The sequence below is a fragment of the Allocoleopsis franciscana PCC 7113 genome, from assembly GCF_000317515.1.
Lineage (GTDB): Bacteria > Cyanobacteriota > Cyanobacteriia > Cyanobacteriales > Coleofasciculaceae > Allocoleopsis > Allocoleopsis franciscana.
This window is the reverse complement of record NC_019738.1, coordinates 6,113,340-6,129,344: the sequence shown is the minus strand read 5'-3', so window position 1 is coordinate 6,129,344 and position 16,005 is coordinate 6,113,340. Positions and strand designations below refer to the sequence as shown.

Here is a 16,005-nt window from a genome sequence, read left to right as displayed (position 1 = left end):
TCGTTTGCCCAAGATTGGCACAATCTTTTTTTAGTTTGTCAGCTAATTTCAGTTTTCAGTCAGTATGCGCTCTGTTCAGGCTCAAGTCCTTCAGATCTGATCGGGAAGATTCTAGCTTGCTTTTACTCCTTAAGGGGGCGGTGCCTTGTCATCTGCGACACTACTTATTAATAAAAGTTTCTCTGTACAAGTAGACCTGCTCATGGGGCTAGAATCGTGGTTTTTTTTGGTTTTTGAGCAATACACTTGTAGATCAGGTACTCATAATCGATAGAACAAGGAATGGAAATTCGAGCAACGGATACACCCCGCATAGAGTGGACTGGCGATGCACTAGCTGTTGGTTTATTGGAAGAGGCTACGACGCTCACTGGCGATTTAGCCCAACTGGATGAGAAGCTTGGCGGTACGCTCCAGGAACTCATTGAAGAAACAGAATTTAAAGGAAGCGCTGGCAGCACTGCTGTAACGCGCGTGGGTGTCGGTAGCTCAATTCGTAAAATTATACTGGTGGGGCTGGGTAAACCAGACACCCTAAGCTTAAATAGCTTGCGCCGTGCGGCGGCAGCGATCGCACGCACCGCCAAACAGCAAAAAATCAAAACCTTGGGCATTAGTTTGCCCGTGGTCAATGAAGACCAAGCAGCAACCACACAAGCGATTACTGAAGGTATTGTACTCGCCCTGCACCAGGATAATCGCTTTAAATCTGAACCGGAAGACAAAGGAGCCAAATTAGAACAGGTTGAGTTGCTGGGACTGGGCAATCAAGAAACGGCCATTAACCGTGCTCATGGGATTTGTTCGGGTGTGATTTTGGCACGGGAATTAGTGGCGGCACCGGCGAATATAGTGACGCCAATTAGTTTAGCGGAAACCGCAGAGGCGATCGCATCCCAATACGGTCTTTCCCTGGAAGTGTTAGAATGGGAAGATTGTGAGAAGTTGGGGATGGGTGCTTTCTTAGGTGTCGCCCAAGCGTCAGAAATGCCCCCAAAGTTTATTCATCTCACCTACAAGCCAGAAGGGACAGCCAAGCGTAAACTCGCCATTGTCGGGAAGGGACTTACCTTTGACTCCGGTGGCTTGAACATCAAAGGTGCAGGTAGCGGCATCGAGACGATGAAGATGGATATGGGAGGCGCAGCGGCAACCCTGGGTGCGGCAAAAGCAATTGGGCACCTGAAGCCAGATGTTGAAGTTCACTTTATCAGTGCAGCCACGGAAAACATGATTAGTGGCACAGCGATGCACCCAGGCGACATCCTCACCGCCTCTAATGGTAAGACGATTGAAGTTAACAACACCGATGCTGAAGGACGCCTGACGCTAGCCGATGCCTTGGTGTTTGCCGAAAAATTAGGCGTGGATGCGATCGTTGATTTAGCCACGCTAACCGGTGCTTGCATTGTAGCCTTGGGCAATGATATCGGCGGCATCTGGGCAACCGATGATACCGTGGCTTCTCAGTTGAAAGCCGCTGCGGAAGCCGCCGGTGAAAAATTCTGGCAAATGCCGATGGAAGAGAAATACTTCGAGGGTTTGAAGTCACCCATTGCCGACATGAAAAACACCGGCCCACGTGCGGGGGGTTCAATTACAGCCGCTTTGTTCTTAAAGCAGTTTGTCAAAGAAACGCCTTGGGCACACTTAGATGTTGCAGGCCCCGTTTGGGCTGATAAAGAAGACGGCTGCAACAATGCCGGTGCTACAGGCTACCCAGTTCGCACCCTGGTGAATTGGGTACTCACCGACGCTTGATACCGAGTTGCGTTCAAAGATATTAGATCGGTAGGACAGAAGATGGGGAGAGACTCAAAGAATTCTCCCCCACTCTCCCACTCCTGTGTATCAAGGCTCCACCGTAACCGGTGTACCAATCTTTACCAGCGCGTACAAGGCAAGGACATCTTGATTACGCATCCGGATACAGCCGTGAGAAACCGCTTGTCCCACTAACGACTCGTCAGGGGTGCCATGAAATCCAATAAAGTTACGTCCATCCGTCCAAAAACCAATCCATCTCACTCCTAAGGGATTATCTCTCCCTGGAGGGATGACTTTACCATTCCAGGGATGCTCCCAAGCGGGGTGGCGTCGCATATCGATGACTTGATAACGTCCTGTAGGGGTTTCCCATCCCGCCTTACCGACTGCGATCGGATAACTCCCTTTCAAATTATCGTCTTGATAAACATAGACCCGACGCTGACTTAATTTAATCACTAAAGACGTGTTGTCAATCGTACTGGTTGGCTCGGTTTCTGGTGAGGGAAGATACAGAGAAGGCTCTCCCACAGGGGGCATCTCAGGTTCTGCAAAAGGGGAGAGGTTTTCAGAGGGGGGTTGGTTGATTGTACTGTTGTCGGCTAGAACGCTGGAAGCGGCGGCTTGCCGCTGAACACTGGTTGCCAAAAGGGCTGCACTTAAACAAAGGAATATGACGCGTTGTTCAGGGAATTTAACCCTCATTTTTATTATCATTTTTTCTGATAATTACTTAATGATAAACACTTACTTTAAAAGCAGCCAATGTGTCATATTTAACTGGCTTGCTTCAGTAAGTTGGCTCCTCAAAAAGCCATATATTTGAACTAGCACAATTCCACTTCAAAGGAATTATATATTTAGGTAGATTAATCTCAAAATAGCAGCCGTTAGGATTTGGAAGTTCTTTTGCCTCTATCAAGAGTCTTGCCCACCAAGACTCCAGCATTAGCTTGGTTTGTTACTCAAATCTTTTGAAAGTGAGGTTATTATGCGTCTTCAAAACCTAGAAATGTTAACGGGTGTGATGCTGTCTGTGCTAATTTCAGCCGTATCAGTATATCCGGCGAACGCTCGTCCTTTAGGGGAAGCAGGTTCAGAACAATGGCTGAGTCAGACAGATACGAATCGCAACAATACGACAGATACGACGGATGCACCCAATACCGCTCCCACTAACGATTTAACAGATACCAATCCTACCAATCCAACCGATACGAATAATACCCCTAGTACGGGTACGATGAACGATTCAACCGATACGAATAATACCCCTAGTACGGGTACGATGAACGATTCAACCGATACGAATAATACCCCTAGTACGGGTACGATGAACGATTCAACCGATACCAATCGTACCAATACCATTCGTCGCGAAGAACGAACAATTCAACAAAGGACAATCAATCAAACTACACCGACTCCGACTCGCACAACGACTCCTGACGCGACATCGGCTCCTACCGTTGAACAATCCACTCCACAGTCAACTGAGCAGTCTGAGCCTGTGAGAGCACTTTGGTAAAATTACCCACTCTTTTTGCAGAAATAAGGCAATAAACCCAAACTCGTAATACTGTTTCGCTTGATCTTTCCTTGCTGGGGGCATGACATTGTTGTGCCCCTCTACATATCTTGCTATTGCACGTTCTTACTCAGCGATATTTTCATTAACTTCTAACAAACCAGGAGGTGGTGTAATTTCAATCCGACCCCTCTGGAGATCGACGACAGGCGCGATCGCTTTGACAAAGGGAATCAAAACTGTTACTGGCTTCTTTTCTTTCTTACGCTTGAGCTTACGGATTTTACTGGTTCGGGTGGGAGGTGCTGCTTCGGGTTTGGCGGGTTCGGGTTCGGGTTGCTCGTGTAGCTTAACCTCCAAAAGACTGTTCCCCGCAGGAATCACATCCACGACAACACCGACTAATTCGCTGGTCAGTTGATTAAAAACTTCCAGATCGATCAAGTCCATTACATGATATTCATCTTCCCCTAGTTCTGGGCGATCGCTGGCTGGTACCAAGAGTACAGAATCGCGCAATGCCTCTGCCTGGTCGCGATTTTCAACCCCGGCTAGCTTCACGAGGTATAAGTCTTTACCGGGAACATAACGTCCACTGAGCAATTCTATCGGTTGAGGTTCAGTCTCACCTGAGCGCTTGAGAAACCGCTTTCCGGGTTCTTCAAACCGTTCCGGAAAATCAGAATTCGGATAGACACGCAACTCCCCGTTTAGACCTTGGGGGGCAACAATGGTGCCAATTTCTAGCCAGTCGTCATTAGCCATTCTTTGTTTTTAATCTTTAATTATACGTGGCGACCGCCTTATAGAAACGCCTGATATCCCACACCTAAAAGGATACGATAGGTGTAGGAGTGTCAATCCCCTCCAAAACACCACAAGAAGACGAGCAAGACCACGACCAAACTCAAGGAAGTCAGAGGTCTGAAGGAATTCACGATTTCTAGGGGAAAAAACACTAGAACTTCTGTAAACATCAAACCGACCAGAAGCAGCAACAAAATCAAGATAATGGAGGGCATATTATCTCCAACATACTCATAAAACTGGAAAAACTTAACTTTTGACTAGGGCAGATAGTTTACTGTCACGTCTTTCACTCTTCAACGGCCCAAAGTCAGATAAGACAATACTAGGCAGTCTGATCTGCATTCCGTACTCAACTGGGGAAAGAATATTGATTCCCAGTCTTTTAAGGAGGGTCTTGGCAATGCGGTGGTTACACAGTCGAGTTTGGGTCGCTTTGGCAGTTGCTTTAAGCGCTACACCCGCTTTCTCCCAAGCAAATTTCGGTAAGTTAAAACTATCATCTGGTTTTTCTCCATCTGCGGGACAAGCTTCAGGTCGTACAGGAGGAACTTACTCCTTATCGTCAATTGCTAATAGCGATCGCCAAAAAAAGCCCTGTATCGGCTATGGCTCTGAAACTCCCGATCACATCATGGTATTGGAAAGCAACTTTCCTAAGCTAGCCGTGGAAGTCAATAGCGGTAAAGATACTACCTTAGTTATCCGAGGGCCAAATAACTTAATTCTTTGCGGTGATGATACCAAGACCAGCAAAGATGCTAGCGTAGAAGCTGCCAATTTACCACCCGGAGAATACAGCGTTTGGGTGGGTACCCTAAAGGCAGGTCAACGGTGGAATTACACCTTGACGGTTCGACAATAGAGAAGGAAGGTAAGATAGTTGTAGTGTATCTTACCATTATAATTGGGTAACTCTTTGTGCTATCTGCGCTTCTTGCTGACTTCCGAATCATCTTTGAGCGTGACCCAGCAGCCCGTAATTGGCTGGAGGTTTTGTTCTGCTATCCGGGTCTTCAGGCACTGCTGTTCCACCGCATTTGCCACGGGTTATATGCTTTAGGAATTCCCTTAATTCCCAGGGTTATTTCTCAGTTCTGCCGCTTTTTGACTGGCATTGAAATTCATCCTGGTGCCACGATTGGCAAAGGGGTCTTCATCGATCACGGCATGGGTGTAGTGATTGGAGAAACCGCTATTGTCGGAGACTACAGCCTGATTTACCAAGGGGTTACTCTGGGGGGTACAGGTAAAGAGTGTGGTAAGCGGCATCCTACTTTGGGAGAAAATGTCGTAGTTGGTGCGGGTTCCAAAGTTTTGGGTAACATCCAAATCGGTCACAATGTCCGCATTGGAGCCGGTTCAGTGGTGTTGCGAGATGTGCCGGCCGATTGTACGGTTGTGGGTGTTCCGGGTCGGATTATTTATCGCGCCGGTGTTCGAGTCGATCCCTTAGAACATGGCAACCTGCCTGATTCAGAGGCCACTGTAATTCGCACTTTAGTAGACCGAATTGAGGCTCTAGAGCAACAATTACAAGAATTACAAGAGCAAGTCAATCCACTCTCTTCCATGCCCGTCTTAGTTCATGCTGGGTCTTCAACTTTTGAATTGCCCACTCCCCCAGTAACTGCAACTGTTGCCCAGTCTTGCAACCTCAAGGACAAAGCGATTCAGGAGTTTTTTGATGGGTCTGGGATTTGACCGCTATTTTCAACCTTTTTAAGGATTGACGGCTTGCGTTGACCAGTCATGAAAGCTGTTTTTTTGATAAAAGACCCGGTTTTGGGGTTCGCCTCGCAACTCTAGGTGATCGACCTGTATCGGGTCTAGCAGTAACAGACAAAAATTGGGTAATGGTTGCTCTAAGGGTGGCGGCGGTGGCGAAAAAGCACCGCCGTTTTCAACTCTGGGTTCACCCGGATGAGGCCACGCAAATTGTAAACGAGCCGCATCAGAAAGGTCTTGCCAAGTGGTCTGACGTGCTTGTTGGAACAATCGGTTAGGATGCTCAACTCCAACCAGAGTTAATTCACCCGCCAAACGGAATTGCTCACGAGTTTTGGGAAAGTACCAGCACGCTTCTCCCCAAGAGTTCTGATTAATTTGCTCGGCTTTCTGGCTACGGGAATCGGTAATGATTTTGAGTTGGTTAGTATCGTCTAAAAACCCCCGAAACACAACCGTGCGATTCGCAGGGAGTCCATCGAGACGAACGGTAGCCAGTTGGAAGTAACGCGCATCAGGCAGGCTACGATTTTTGTGGAGGGCACGAGCGAGAAGCGATCGCCAGGGAGCTGTCATACATTGTTGGATCACAAATTAGGTCTTATACCAATTTCATAAATGTTTGCTACAGATTCTGTTCTGGCTCCCCCCTTAATAAGGGGGGCTGGGGGGGTCGATGTGTAGCGCTATTTTAGGAAATTGGTCTTACATATCCCAAGAAAAAGTCAGTCCACCCTAAGAAAAGCCTTAACCTCAGTGCTTTTCGGGCAGGCAACGGTCAGGCTTGACCCGTCGAGACGAGCATGAATCCCTTTCTAGTTATAGGGTAGTATTGACTCCTTGTAGAGTTTTAACCACTATATCTGAGACAGCGAGACTCATTTGAATCTATGGTTCGAGAACTTGAGCACAGAGGCGAGACGACGCAGTTCCCTGAAACGGCACCAGCGGCTAATCCCGTATTTTTTAGAACATACAGCCGTCGGACAGAAAGGGGACGGGAGACGTGGCAGGAAGTATGCGATCGCACCACCCAGGGATTGACCAAACTTGGAAAGCTGACCCAGAGCGAAGCAACCCTACTCTATCGGATGATGAGCCAGCTCAAGAGTCTCCCCTCAGGGCGATGGATGTGGGTTGGCGGTACCGACTGGATTGAGAAACCAGAGAATTTCTCCGGAGCCTACAATTGCACTAGCACAAATGCGGTAGATTGGCAAGCTTTTGGCTTGATGATGGATCTGGCAATGATGGGCTGTGGGACAGGCGCTGTCCTCGAACCCAAGTACATCAACCAACTCCCCCCCATTCGGAACCAGCTTACAGTCCATGTACAAGGAGAGATTGGCTCTACCCCAATTGCAGAACGCCGCGAATACACAGAAGTTAAGATTGAGGGAAATCAAGTCTACATCAACGTAGGAGACTCTCGCCAAGGTTGGGTTAAGTCTTACCAAACCCTGCTGGAATTATCCAGTGATGAGCAATTTTCCGCGTCAGTAGAAGTTTTTATTGACTTAAGTGATGTTCGTCCGGCGGGAGAGTCTCTCAAAGGCTTTGGAGGGGTTGCCAATCCTGTTAAGTTGTCGGAACTTTATCAGCGTGGTGCAGCAATTTTGAATAAAGCTGTAGGGCGGCAATTAAATTCAGTTGAGTGCTGTCTATTAATTGATGAAGCAGCTATCACCATTGTTGCTGGAAATATTCGCAGGAGTGCAGGAATACGCCAGTTCGATTCCAGCGATGAATTAGGCGCTAATGCCAAGACAAATCTTTGGCAACAAGATGAACAGGGAAACTGGCGTATCGATCCTGAACGAGATGCGCTTCGGATGGCAAACCATACCCGAATTTTCTCACGAAAACCCTCTGAGCAAGAATGTATTGAAGTAGTCCGAAAGCAATATTACAGTGGTGAAGGTGCGATTCAATGGGCGGGCGAAGCAGTAGCTAGATCTAATTGCGATTTGCTGCCAACTCAAGAGCTAAGAAAAGATTTCCTGAAATCTTACGAACAAGGAAGAGCAAAACAATGGTTGCAAGAACACTATCAAATGCTACTTCCTGATGAAATAGAGCATCGGTTAGCTCGTGTTGGTTTAAATCCGTGTGGTAAGTAACTTTGCCTCACTTTAAAAACCCCGCAAAATCGGTAGAAGCTGAGATATAGATTGCTAAATTTGGTAAAATAAAACTACTATACTAGCGTTGTCAAAAGTAGTTTTAGCCGAAATAAAAGACAAAAACTTGAGGTTTTTGCTCTACATTCCATCTTGAAGGCATCGGTTTTAAACCTGCGGACAAGTCGAAATAACTACCTATTTAGTAGCCTGTTAATACCGAGGTAAGTAGAGGAACTAAAAAGCCTTTACCACCGTAGAGCGTAGAGGGTGAAACTTTGTAAATTGAAAAGGAGTCAAAAAATACAATTTACAAAGACTATAATCCGAGGTAATACCTCCTACACCTTTTCGTGTAGCTCCAAGAGTGTGGGGCTTCCTCTGTTAGGAAGAAAATGTACGCCGAGCTACAGGGAAAACCGAACCTGTAGAACTAAAGGATAAAAAGCCTTTAGGGTAACAAAACTGGAAATCATTGGTTCTAACTTTCACTGCAATTTGGCTGAGATTCATCTTAACCAAATCGATCCCTTCAACTACAAAGAACAAGAGGAGGCTTTCACAGCAGGAGCGCTTTCAGTCGCCGTGCTTCTGAATCACCAATTTGTTGAGGAACGCTACCGGAAGTCTAGGGAACTCGATCCCATCGTCGGTGTATCCTTCACCGGCTTGTTCGACTTCTTTGTGAACGCCTTTGGAGTCGATTGGTTGCGTTGGTGGCAAGAAGGACGACCCGATACAACCGCAGGCGTTCAGTTTAAGTTACAGGAGCAAGAATACTTGACTCGTTGGCGAGAAATCGTGCATCGAGTAGTGTGGGATTATTGCAATCGACATGGCCTCAAACGCCCCAACCGCTGCACCACTGTCCAACCTTCAGGAACCAAGTCTCTCCTGACAGGAGCCTCACCCGGTTGGCATCCGCCCAAAGCCCAGCGTTTTATCCGACGGATTACGTTCCGCAAAAATGACCCTGTAGCATTGGCTTGTATCGATTACGGATATAATGTCATCCCTTCTCAATCCGATAAAGATGAAAATGGAAACCTGTTGAATGACCCCTTCGATTCCCGTTGCTCGGAATGGCTGGTGGAAATTCCGGTTGCCGTACCTTGGGCTGACTTACCGGGGGCTGATCAAATAGACATTAGCCAATTTAGTGCATTGGCTCAAATGGACTTTTACATGCAAGTCCAAAATTTCTATACTCGACACAACACCAGCGCTACCATTGAGCTGCGCGAGGCGGAAATCGAATCTCTGGGGACTCGGATTTACGAGGCGATCCGAGATGATCAAGGCTACATCTCTGCGGCTTTGCTCGCACGCTTTGATGATCATCAAACCTTCCCGCGTTTGCCCTTTGAGCCGATAGACCGTCATCAGTACGAACAGCTAATGCAGCAAGTCGTAACGCGGCGTCAAATCAATGACTTCCATCTGGCACTCAGTCGTTACAATGTAGGCGAATTAGCCGAAGCAGGACCTGCCGGTTGTGACTCGGATAAATGTCTGTTTCCAGAGAAATAATCGGGATCGTCCAGGAGTAATCATGCCTCCAAGGGGTTACTCCTGGACAGACACGTTAGGATTCGAGAAGAATCACTCATTATCAATGTCCTGTAGCACAAGGAGACACCCAGATGTTTCTCGATGAATTGACACCCATTGTCAAAGAACTAGCTCAGCAGCCTGTTGCTTTCTTGGGAGGATTTTTTTCAGGAGTGTTTCGACTCAACCTCGCCGATGATCCCGTGAAAAGCTGGTTGGATCAGCAAACAGGCTCTACTCCCTATACATCTGCTAGCAGTGGCAGTGAAAATGGTAAAACTAGCGGCCCTCAATCGATTTCGATTGAATAAGACCCAATTTAAGGGAATCCGCCTGAAACCTTGGGGTCTGCTCAATCAAAGTAGACCCAAGTTTACTAATGTGTGGCTAGAAATGTGAGGTAGGTAACGACGAACAAGCAAATAGGTAGGTTATCATAAAACGAAAGTAAAAGTTCAGTTCTACCTTGGGTTAGATTTTTGAGGTTTGGCGATGATCCCTTGGAGGTCTCATAAAGCGATCGCCTTGGGCATGGTGAGTTCTTAAAAATTGACCAACGGTTAACTCAGACAAGACGTTCAGCAGCTTCCAGTGCCAAACTCTGGTCTGTGAATCTGAACAGCAGTCCTTTGTTCAGCTTTATTGATCGACATGACCATTTACGTCGGAAACCTGTCTTACCAAGCCACCGAAGAAGACTTGAGAACAGTATTTGCCGATTACGGCACCGTCAAGCGAGTGGTGTTACCTACAGACCGTGAAACGGGTCGAATGCGTGGCTTTGCCTTTGTTGAAATGACAGAAGAAACCCAAGAAGATTCCGCCATCTCCGAATTGGATGGTGCCGAGTGGATGGGACGTCAATTGAGAGTCAATAAAGCAAGACCGAAAGAAGATAATCGCAGTAGTGAGGGTGGAGCAAGGCGCAGTAATAATCGATTCTAAAGCTCTATCTCGACCCTAGGATAGAGGTAAAAAGACGCCTTAGCCCTAATCTGCCCTACCCAATCTGAGCATTTCCCCATAGGGTAGATAGACGAAGGAGGGTCATAAATCACGACCCTCCTCGTCTGATTGGGCTTGAGCTACCTAAAAGAAAGCCAGTCTAATCTCCGAGGCAAATCTGTAGCCCTCTAGCGGTTTTGACTAGAGTGCCTTGGGGATCTACGGCTTGATAGTGACCCAGAGCCTCTTGAATCGGCACATACACCACCTGACGCTGTTGCCAAGTGACCATGTGGTCATATTTTTCATCGGCAATTAAATCAACCGCTGCCACGCCAAAGGCAGAGGCAATTAAGCGGTCAAGGGGGGAAGGGATACCACCCCGCTGAGTATGCCCCAAAACTGTGACGCGTGTCTCAGCACCTGTACAAGTCGAAAGGCGGTCAGCTAAGTATTGACCAATGCCACCTAAGCGACATTCGCCGAAGCGATCGCTCCAGGTGACCGTTTCACCTTGTTCTGTACAAACCGCCTCTGAAACCACCACTAAAGAGAAATTCCGCCCCTGTGCCTGATGCTCTTGAATCTTGCGGCAGACGTTATCCAGGGTGTAAGGAATTTCTGGGATCAGGATGACATCAGCACCCCCTGCAATGCCTGCTGAGATCGCAATGTGACCCGCATCGCGACCCATCACTTCCAAAATCATGACCCGGTCGTGACTGGCGGCCGTAAAGTGTAAGCGATCTAGCGCTTCAGTCGCAATATTCACCGCCGTATCAAACCCAATCGAACGCTCAGTGATCCCAACGTCATTATCAATTGTTTTAGGAATGGCCACAAAGTTGAGATTACCTTGCTGAGCAATTTTGCGAAGAATGGCTAAGCTTCCATCTCCCCCAATCCCAATCAGAGCATCCAACCCCAGTTGGCGGTACCCTTCGATGATGTCTTCCGAGCAGTCGTGGAACGTCCCATCCGGCATCGGGAAAGCAAAGGGGTTACCTTTATTCGTCGTACCCAGCATGGTGCCACCCTTGGTCAGAATGCTATCAACCTTGTCAAGATCCAGCTCGATCGCTTGCACAGGACGACTCATCAACCCCTGAGTTGCTCGATAGATACCCATTACATCCCAGCCATAAGTCCCTACAGCTCGATGAGTTACCGCTCGAATCACCGCATTCAGCCCAGCACAATCGCCACCACTGGTGAGAATTCCAATGCGTTTATGTTCTCCCATATCCCTTTTGATACTTAAATCGTGAGCTTCCTAATAGATTTGAACTCAGACAGAGTTTATAGACAAGGAAGGCAGTATGAAGATTTTATGGCTCTTTCTGTAGTTCATCTAAAGTTTCTTTAGTTCTCCTAAAGTTAGAAGCCGCAGCCCAAATGCCTCCCTAAGATAGAAATTAAAGAGGATAAGGCATTCGGCTGGCTTGAGGGCAGTTTCATGAGCAACTGACCTCTTGTCAGAATGCGTTACCCGATAGGGAGGGATGAAAATTATGGCAGATGTAGATCAGCCTGTAGCTCAGGAACGGACTCTGGATCGTGATTGTACAACGCTATCGCGTCACGTTTTACAGCAACTGCAAAGTTTCTCAGCAGAGGCGCAAGACCTCAGTGCGCTCATGACTCGCATTGCCTTAGCAGCCAAGCTGATTTCTCGACGCCTGAGCCGCGCTGGTTTAGTTGAGGGAGTCTTAGGCGTGACGGGTACTGTCAACGTGCAGGGAGAGTCTGTCAAAAAGATGGATATCTATGCCAATGACGTGTTTATCTCGGTGTTTAAGCAAAGCGGTCTCGTCTGTCGCTTAGCCTCCGAGGAAATGGAAAAACCCTACTATATCCCAGAAAACTGCCCCATTGGACGTTATACCTTACTGTATGACCCAATTGATGGCTCCTCAAATATAGACATCAACTTAAATATTGGTTCAATTTTTTCGATTCGCAAGCAAGAAGGCGACGACTTAAACGGCGAAGCCGAAGATTTGCTGCAAAACGGTCAAAAACAAATCGCTGCCGGTTACATTCTCTATGGGCCGAGTACGATGCTGGTGTACTCTATCGGTACGGGAGTTCATTCTTTTACCCTTGACCCCAGCTTAGGCGAGTTTATCCTTTCTAAGGAAAACATGCAGGTGCCAGACCATGGACCGATTTATAGCGTCAATGAAGGAAACTTCTGGCAGTGGGACGAATCCATTCGGGACTATATTCGCTACGTGCATCGCCATGAAGGATATACCGCTCGCTACAGTGGGGCTTTAGTCGGAGATTTTCATCGGATTTTGTCTCAGGGGGGTGTCTTTCTCTATCCCGGTACGTTGAAGAAGCCGGAAGGAAAGTTGCGTCTACTTTATGAAACCGCTCCCCTTGCGTTTTTGATGGAGCAAGCGGGTGGCAGAGCCAGTACGGGAACCCAAAATCTGATGGAGGTGGTGCCCAAGGCGTTGCATCAAAGAACACCCTTGATTATTGGGAGTAAAGAAGATGTAGCCCTTGTCGAATCTTTTATTCAAGAGAGAGCGCGGGACTCAGAAGAAGCGGCAATGGCTTCTAAACCCGGTTAATCATGGGTCTTTTGTCAAGAGTCTATGACCAAAACCTAATGACCAATCAGCCCTCAGCCTCTAACCTTCAATAAGCAGAATACATCACAATTACTAGGAGTTACAGAATGACAGCAACAGCCAACAATCCCATCTTCCAAATTGAACAAAATTACGGTCAGAGTATCTGGATGGATAATCTGAGCCGCTCAATTATCCAGTCCGGCGAACTCAAGCAGCTAATTGAGGAGCGAGGGATTGTCGGAATTACCTCCAACCCCGCCATCTTTGAAAAAGCGATCGTGGGGAATGCCATATACGATGCCGATATTGAAGCCGGTATCCGTGCCCAGAAATCGGTGTTGGAAATTTATGAGTCTCTCGTGTTTGATGACATCCGGAATGCCTGCGATATCTTCAAACCCGTTTATGAGTCGTCCAATAAACTGGATGGTTACGTGAGTATCGAAGTTCCACCCACCATGGCGGACGATACCCAAAGCACGATTAATGAAGCCCGACGCTATTATGAGCAAATTGGTCGGGAAAACGTAATGATCAAGATTCCTGGCACGAAGATGGGCTTGCCTGCGGTTGAGCAAGTGATCAGCGAAGGAATCAATGTTAATGTTACCTTGCTGTTCTCCGTAGACAGCTATGTTGAGACGGCTTGGTCTTACATCCGAGGCTTGGAAAAGCGGGTTGCCGAGGGCAAGGACATCAGCAACATTGCCTCTGTGGCGAGTTTCTTCTTGAGTCGGATTGATATCAATATTGATGGACGGATTGACGCTAAACTCGCTGAAGGCGTGGATCGGATCGAGAAGAAAGCCGAGTTGGAAGCCGTGAAAGGCAAAGTGGCGATCGCTAATGCCAAAATTGCCTACCAGAAATACAAAGAAATTATCCAGAGCGATCGCTGGAAAGCTTTAGCCGAAAAAGGAGCAAAAGTCCAGCGGCTGCTGTGGGCGAGCACTAGCACCAAGAACCCCGAATACAGCGATGTGATGTATGTCGATGAGCTGATCGGCCCTGATACCGTCAATACCTTACCACCCAACACCATTGAAGCCTGTGCCGATCACTGTTCTCCAGCCAATCGCGTTGAGGCCGATGTTGACAAAGCCTACCACTTAATGGAAAGTCTCAAGGAACCCGATATCGATATCAATATCGACGAGGTCATGGAGGAACTTTTATTAGATGGAATTGACAAATTTGTCAAGCCTTTTGAGTCCTTAATGGCATCCTTAGAGGACAAAGTCCAGAAGTTGGCAACTGTGTAAAAAAATATGAAGTGTGAAGTGTGAAGGGTGAAACATTCCATACTTCACGCTTCATCCCTTGTGCATTATCCTTATTCATCTCTGATCTTTCTTAACTTCCTATGGTGACTCTGCTAGAAAACCCTCTGCGCGTTGGATTACAACAGGAACGGACACCGGAACCTGCGATTTTAGTCATTTTTGGAGCGTCGGGAGACCTGACGCAACGCAAATTGGTACCCGCCATTTACCAAATGAAACGCGATCGACGCTTACCCCCCGAAACGACAATCGTGGGTGTGGCACGTCGCGAATGGAGCCATGACTACTTTCGGGAGCAGATGCGTGAGGGCATAGAGCAGTTTGCCGACGGCATTGGAGCCGAGGAACTGTGGGAAGATTTTGCCAGAGGGTTGTACTACTGTCCGGGTGACATTGATAAGCCAGAAAGCTATGAGAAGCTGAAAGCCTTTTTAGGGGAACTTGATGGTAAACGGGGGACGCGAGGAAATCGAGTCTTTTACCTGTCCGTTTCTCCCAAATTTTTCCCAGAAGCCATCCGACAGCTTGGCGGTGCGGGAATGTTGAGCGATCCGATTCGGAACCGCTTGGTGATTGAAAAACCCTTCGGTACCGATTTGAGTTCGGCTCAAAAGCTCAACCGAGTTGTGCAACAAGTCTGTAAAGAAGAACAGGTTTACCGCATCGACCACTATTTAGGCAAAGAAACCGTTCAGAATTTGTTGGTGTTTCGCTTCGCCAACGCCATCTTTGAGCCGCTCTGGAATCGCCAGTTTGTTGACCACGTCCAGATTACAGTGGCAGAAACGGTAGGCGTCGAAGATAGAGCGGGTTATTATGAAACCTCTGGTGCACTCCGAGACATGGTGCAAAATCACCTCCTCCAAGTGTTTTGCCTGACGGCGATGGAACCGCCAAATTCCTTAGACGCCGATAGTATTCGCACAGAAAAAGTCAAGGTACTTCAGGCTACCCACCTAGCCGATATCAATAACCTGGAAGCTTCAGCCGTAAGGGGTCAATATTCAGCCGGTTGGATGAAAGGAAAGCGAGTTCCTGGTTATCGAGAGGAACCAGGAGTGAACCCCAACTCGACAACCGCCACCTACGTGGCAATGAAGCTACTGATCGATAACTGGCGCTGGCAGGGTGTGCCCTTTTATCTGCGAACGGGTAAGCGGCTGCCGAAGAAGGTGAGCGAAATTGCGATCCAGTTTCGCGATGTACCTTTGTTAATTTTCCAATCCGCCGCACAACAGGCAAACCCCAATGTGCTAACCCTGCGGATTCACCCAAATGAAGGGATTTCCCTACGATTTGAAGGGAAAATGCCGGGACCGAACTTGCGGACACGCACGGTCGATATGGACTTTAGCTACGGTTCTTCGTTTGGCATGTCTACATCTGATGCTTACGATCGCCTATTACTCGATTGTATGCTCGGAGACCAAACCCTGTTCACCCGTGCCGATGAAGTGGAAGAGGCTTGGCGAGTGGTGACACCGGCACTTATGGCTTGGGAAGCACCCGCTAATCCAGCGTCTATTCCTCAGTACGAAGCGGGAACCTGGGAGCCAAGTGAGGCGGAACTATTGATCAATCGGGATGGACGCCGTTGGCGTAGATTGTAGGGTGTTTCGCCCAATGCGCTGAGGAGTGGTTAGTGTTTATTGTTGAGTTATAAAAAGTCGTTAAATTGCTAACAGCTAAGC

General features: G+C 47.7%; 13 protein-coding genes and 2 pseudogenes. 11 read left to right on the top strand and 4 right to left on the bottom strand.

The features are described from left to right. Positions 1 to 282 precede the first annotated feature (282 nt). The gene (locus tag MIC7113_RS25130) at positions 283 to 1,761 is read left to right on the top strand and encodes a leucyl aminopeptidase (RefSeq protein WP_015185013.1); all 1,479 of its coding nucleotides are present in this window, start codon (positions 283 to 285) and stop codon (positions 1,759 to 1,761) included. 90 nt (positions 1,762 to 1,851) lie between these two features. Here MIC7113_RS25130 and MIC7113_RS25125 read toward each other — a convergent pair whose 3' ends face one another. Beyond that, positions 1,852 to 2,472, bottom strand: a complete 621-nt coding sequence (locus MIC7113_RS25125; RefSeq protein ID WP_015185012.1) for a L,D-transpeptidase — start codon at positions 2,470 to 2,472, stop codon at positions 1,852 to 1,854. Between the two features lie 286 nt (positions 2,473 to 2,758). On the opposite strand from MIC7113_RS25125, the gene MIC7113_RS25120 reads away from it, so the two are divergent. Next, entirely contained in the window at positions 2,759 to 3,295 is a 537-nt protein-coding gene (locus MIC7113_RS25120; RefSeq protein ID WP_015185011.1) for a hypothetical protein, read from the top strand. A gap of 126 nt (positions 3,296 to 3,421) precedes the next feature. Here MIC7113_RS25120 and rimM read toward each other — a convergent pair whose 3' ends face one another. Next, positions 3,422 to 4,060, bottom strand: coding sequence for a ribosome maturation factor RimM (gene rimM, locus MIC7113_RS25115; RefSeq protein WP_015185010.1), 639 nt, complete (start codon positions 4,058 to 4,060; stop codon positions 3,422 to 3,424). A gap of 445 nt (positions 4,061 to 4,505) precedes the next feature. Between rimM and MIC7113_RS25110 the strand changes: the two genes are divergently transcribed. Continuing rightward, complete coding sequence (locus MIC7113_RS25110) at positions 4,506 to 4,967, top strand: hypothetical protein (protein ID WP_015185008.1); 462 nt, start codon at positions 4,506 to 4,508, stop codon at positions 4,965 to 4,967. Positions 4,968 to 5,023: 56 nt separating this feature from the next. Then, positions 5,024 to 5,806, top strand: coding sequence for a serine O-acetyltransferase (gene cysE / locus MIC7113_RS25105; protein ID WP_015185007.1), 783 nt, complete (start codon positions 5,024 to 5,026; stop codon positions 5,804 to 5,806). Positions 5,807 to 5,824: 18 nt separating this feature from the next. Here cysE and MIC7113_RS25100 read toward each other — a convergent pair whose 3' ends face one another. Continuing rightward, positions 5,825 to 6,406 (bottom strand): Npun_F5749 family FMN-dependent PPOX-type flavoprotein, encoded by a 582-nt coding sequence (locus tag MIC7113_RS25100; protein ID WP_015185006.1) that lies wholly within the window; start codon positions 6,404 to 6,406, stop codon positions 5,825 to 5,827. Between the two features lie 314 nt (positions 6,407 to 6,720). Between MIC7113_RS25100 and nrdJ (MIC7113_RS39450) the strand changes: the two are divergent. The 4 genes and pseudogenes from nrdJ (MIC7113_RS39450) to MIC7113_RS25080 form a co-directional block, all read left to right on the top strand. After that, positions 6,721 to 7,947: pseudogene (gene nrdJ, locus MIC7113_RS39450) on the top strand (ribonucleoside-triphosphate reductase, adenosylcobalamin-dependent); the annotation flags it as partial. 471 nt (positions 7,948 to 8,418) lie between these two features. Further along, positions 8,419 to 9,480 (top strand): annotated as a pseudogene (nrdJ, locus tag MIC7113_RS39445) (ribonucleoside-triphosphate reductase, adenosylcobalamin-dependent); the annotation flags it as partial. A 113-nt stretch (positions 9,481 to 9,593) separates the two neighbouring features. Next, positions 9,594 to 9,812 (top strand): hypothetical protein, encoded by a 219-nt coding sequence (locus MIC7113_RS25085; RefSeq protein ID WP_015185005.1) that lies wholly within the window; start codon positions 9,594 to 9,596, stop codon positions 9,810 to 9,812. 340 nt (positions 9,813 to 10,152) lie between these two features. Continuing rightward, the gene (locus tag MIC7113_RS25080) at positions 10,153 to 10,446 is read left to right on the top strand and encodes an RNA recognition motif domain-containing protein (RefSeq protein WP_015185004.1); all 294 of its coding nucleotides are present in this window, start codon (positions 10,153 to 10,155) and stop codon (positions 10,444 to 10,446) included. Positions 10,447 to 10,606: 160 nt separating this feature from the next. Here the strand turns inward: MIC7113_RS25080 and MIC7113_RS25075 are convergent, their stop codons facing one another. Next, the gene (locus tag MIC7113_RS25075) at positions 10,607 to 11,689 is read right to left on the bottom strand and encodes an ATP-dependent 6-phosphofructokinase (protein ID WP_015185003.1); all 1,083 of its coding nucleotides are present in this window, start codon (positions 11,687 to 11,689) and stop codon (positions 10,607 to 10,609) included. Positions 11,690 to 11,957: 268 nt separating this feature from the next. Between MIC7113_RS25075 and fbp the strand changes: the two genes are divergently transcribed. The 3 genes from fbp (at position 11,958) to zwf (ending at position 15,924) form a co-directional block, all read left to right on the top strand. Next, complete coding sequence (gene fbp, locus MIC7113_RS25070; protein WP_015185002.1) at positions 11,958 to 13,028, top strand: class 1 fructose-bisphosphatase; 1,071 nt, start codon at positions 11,958 to 11,960, stop codon at positions 13,026 to 13,028. A gap of 107 nt (positions 13,029 to 13,135) precedes the next feature. Continuing rightward, positions 13,136 to 14,293, top strand: a complete 1,158-nt coding sequence (gene tal, locus MIC7113_RS25065) for a transaldolase (RefSeq protein ID WP_015185001.1) — start codon at positions 13,136 to 13,138, stop codon at positions 14,291 to 14,293. Between the two features lie 101 nt (positions 14,294 to 14,394). Continuing rightward, positions 14,395 to 15,924 (top strand): glucose-6-phosphate dehydrogenase, encoded by a 1,530-nt coding sequence (gene zwf / locus MIC7113_RS25060; RefSeq protein WP_015185000.1) that lies wholly within the window; start codon positions 14,395 to 14,397, stop codon positions 15,922 to 15,924. Positions 15,925 to 16,005 lie beyond the last annotated feature (81 nt).

Coding starts and splice junctions, on each gene's coding strand:
- MIC7113_RS25075 (WP_015185003.1), bottom strand. CDS start 11,689: ATGGGAGAACATAAACGCATTGGAATTCTCACCAGTGGTGGCGATTGT.
- tal (WP_015185001.1), top strand. CDS start 13,136: ATGACAGCAACAGCCAACAATCCCATCTTCCAAATTGAACAAAATTAC.
- MIC7113_RS25125 (WP_015185012.1), bottom strand. CDS start 2,472: ATGAGGGTTAAATTCCCTGAACAACGCGTCATATTCCTTTGTTTAAGT.
- MIC7113_RS25110 (WP_015185008.1), top strand. CDS start 4,506: ATGCGGTGGTTACACAGTCGAGTTTGGGTCGCTTTGGCAGTTGCTTTA.
- MIC7113_RS25085 (WP_015185005.1), top strand. CDS start 9,594: ATGTTTCTCGATGAATTGACACCCATTGTCAAAGAACTAGCTCAGCAG.
- MIC7113_RS25080 (WP_015185004.1), top strand. CDS start 10,153: ATGACCATTTACGTCGGAAACCTGTCTTACCAAGCCACCGAAGAAGAC.
- fbp (WP_015185002.1), top strand. CDS start 11,958: ATGGCAGATGTAGATCAGCCTGTAGCTCAGGAACGGACTCTGGATCGT.
- MIC7113_RS25120 (WP_015185011.1), top strand. CDS start 2,759: ATGCGTCTTCAAAACCTAGAAATGTTAACGGGTGTGATGCTGTCTGTG.
- MIC7113_RS25100 (WP_015185006.1), bottom strand. CDS start 6,406: ATGACAGCTCCCTGGCGATCGCTTCTCGCTCGTGCCCTCCACAAAAAT.
- MIC7113_RS25130 (WP_015185013.1), top strand. CDS start 283: ATGGAAATTCGAGCAACGGATACACCCCGCATAGAGTGGACTGGCGAT.
- zwf (WP_015185000.1), top strand. CDS start 14,395: ATGGTGACTCTGCTAGAAAACCCTCTGCGCGTTGGATTACAACAGGAA.
- rimM (WP_015185010.1), bottom strand. CDS start 4,060: ATGGCTAATGACGACTGGCTAGAAATTGGCACCATTGTTGCCCCCCAA.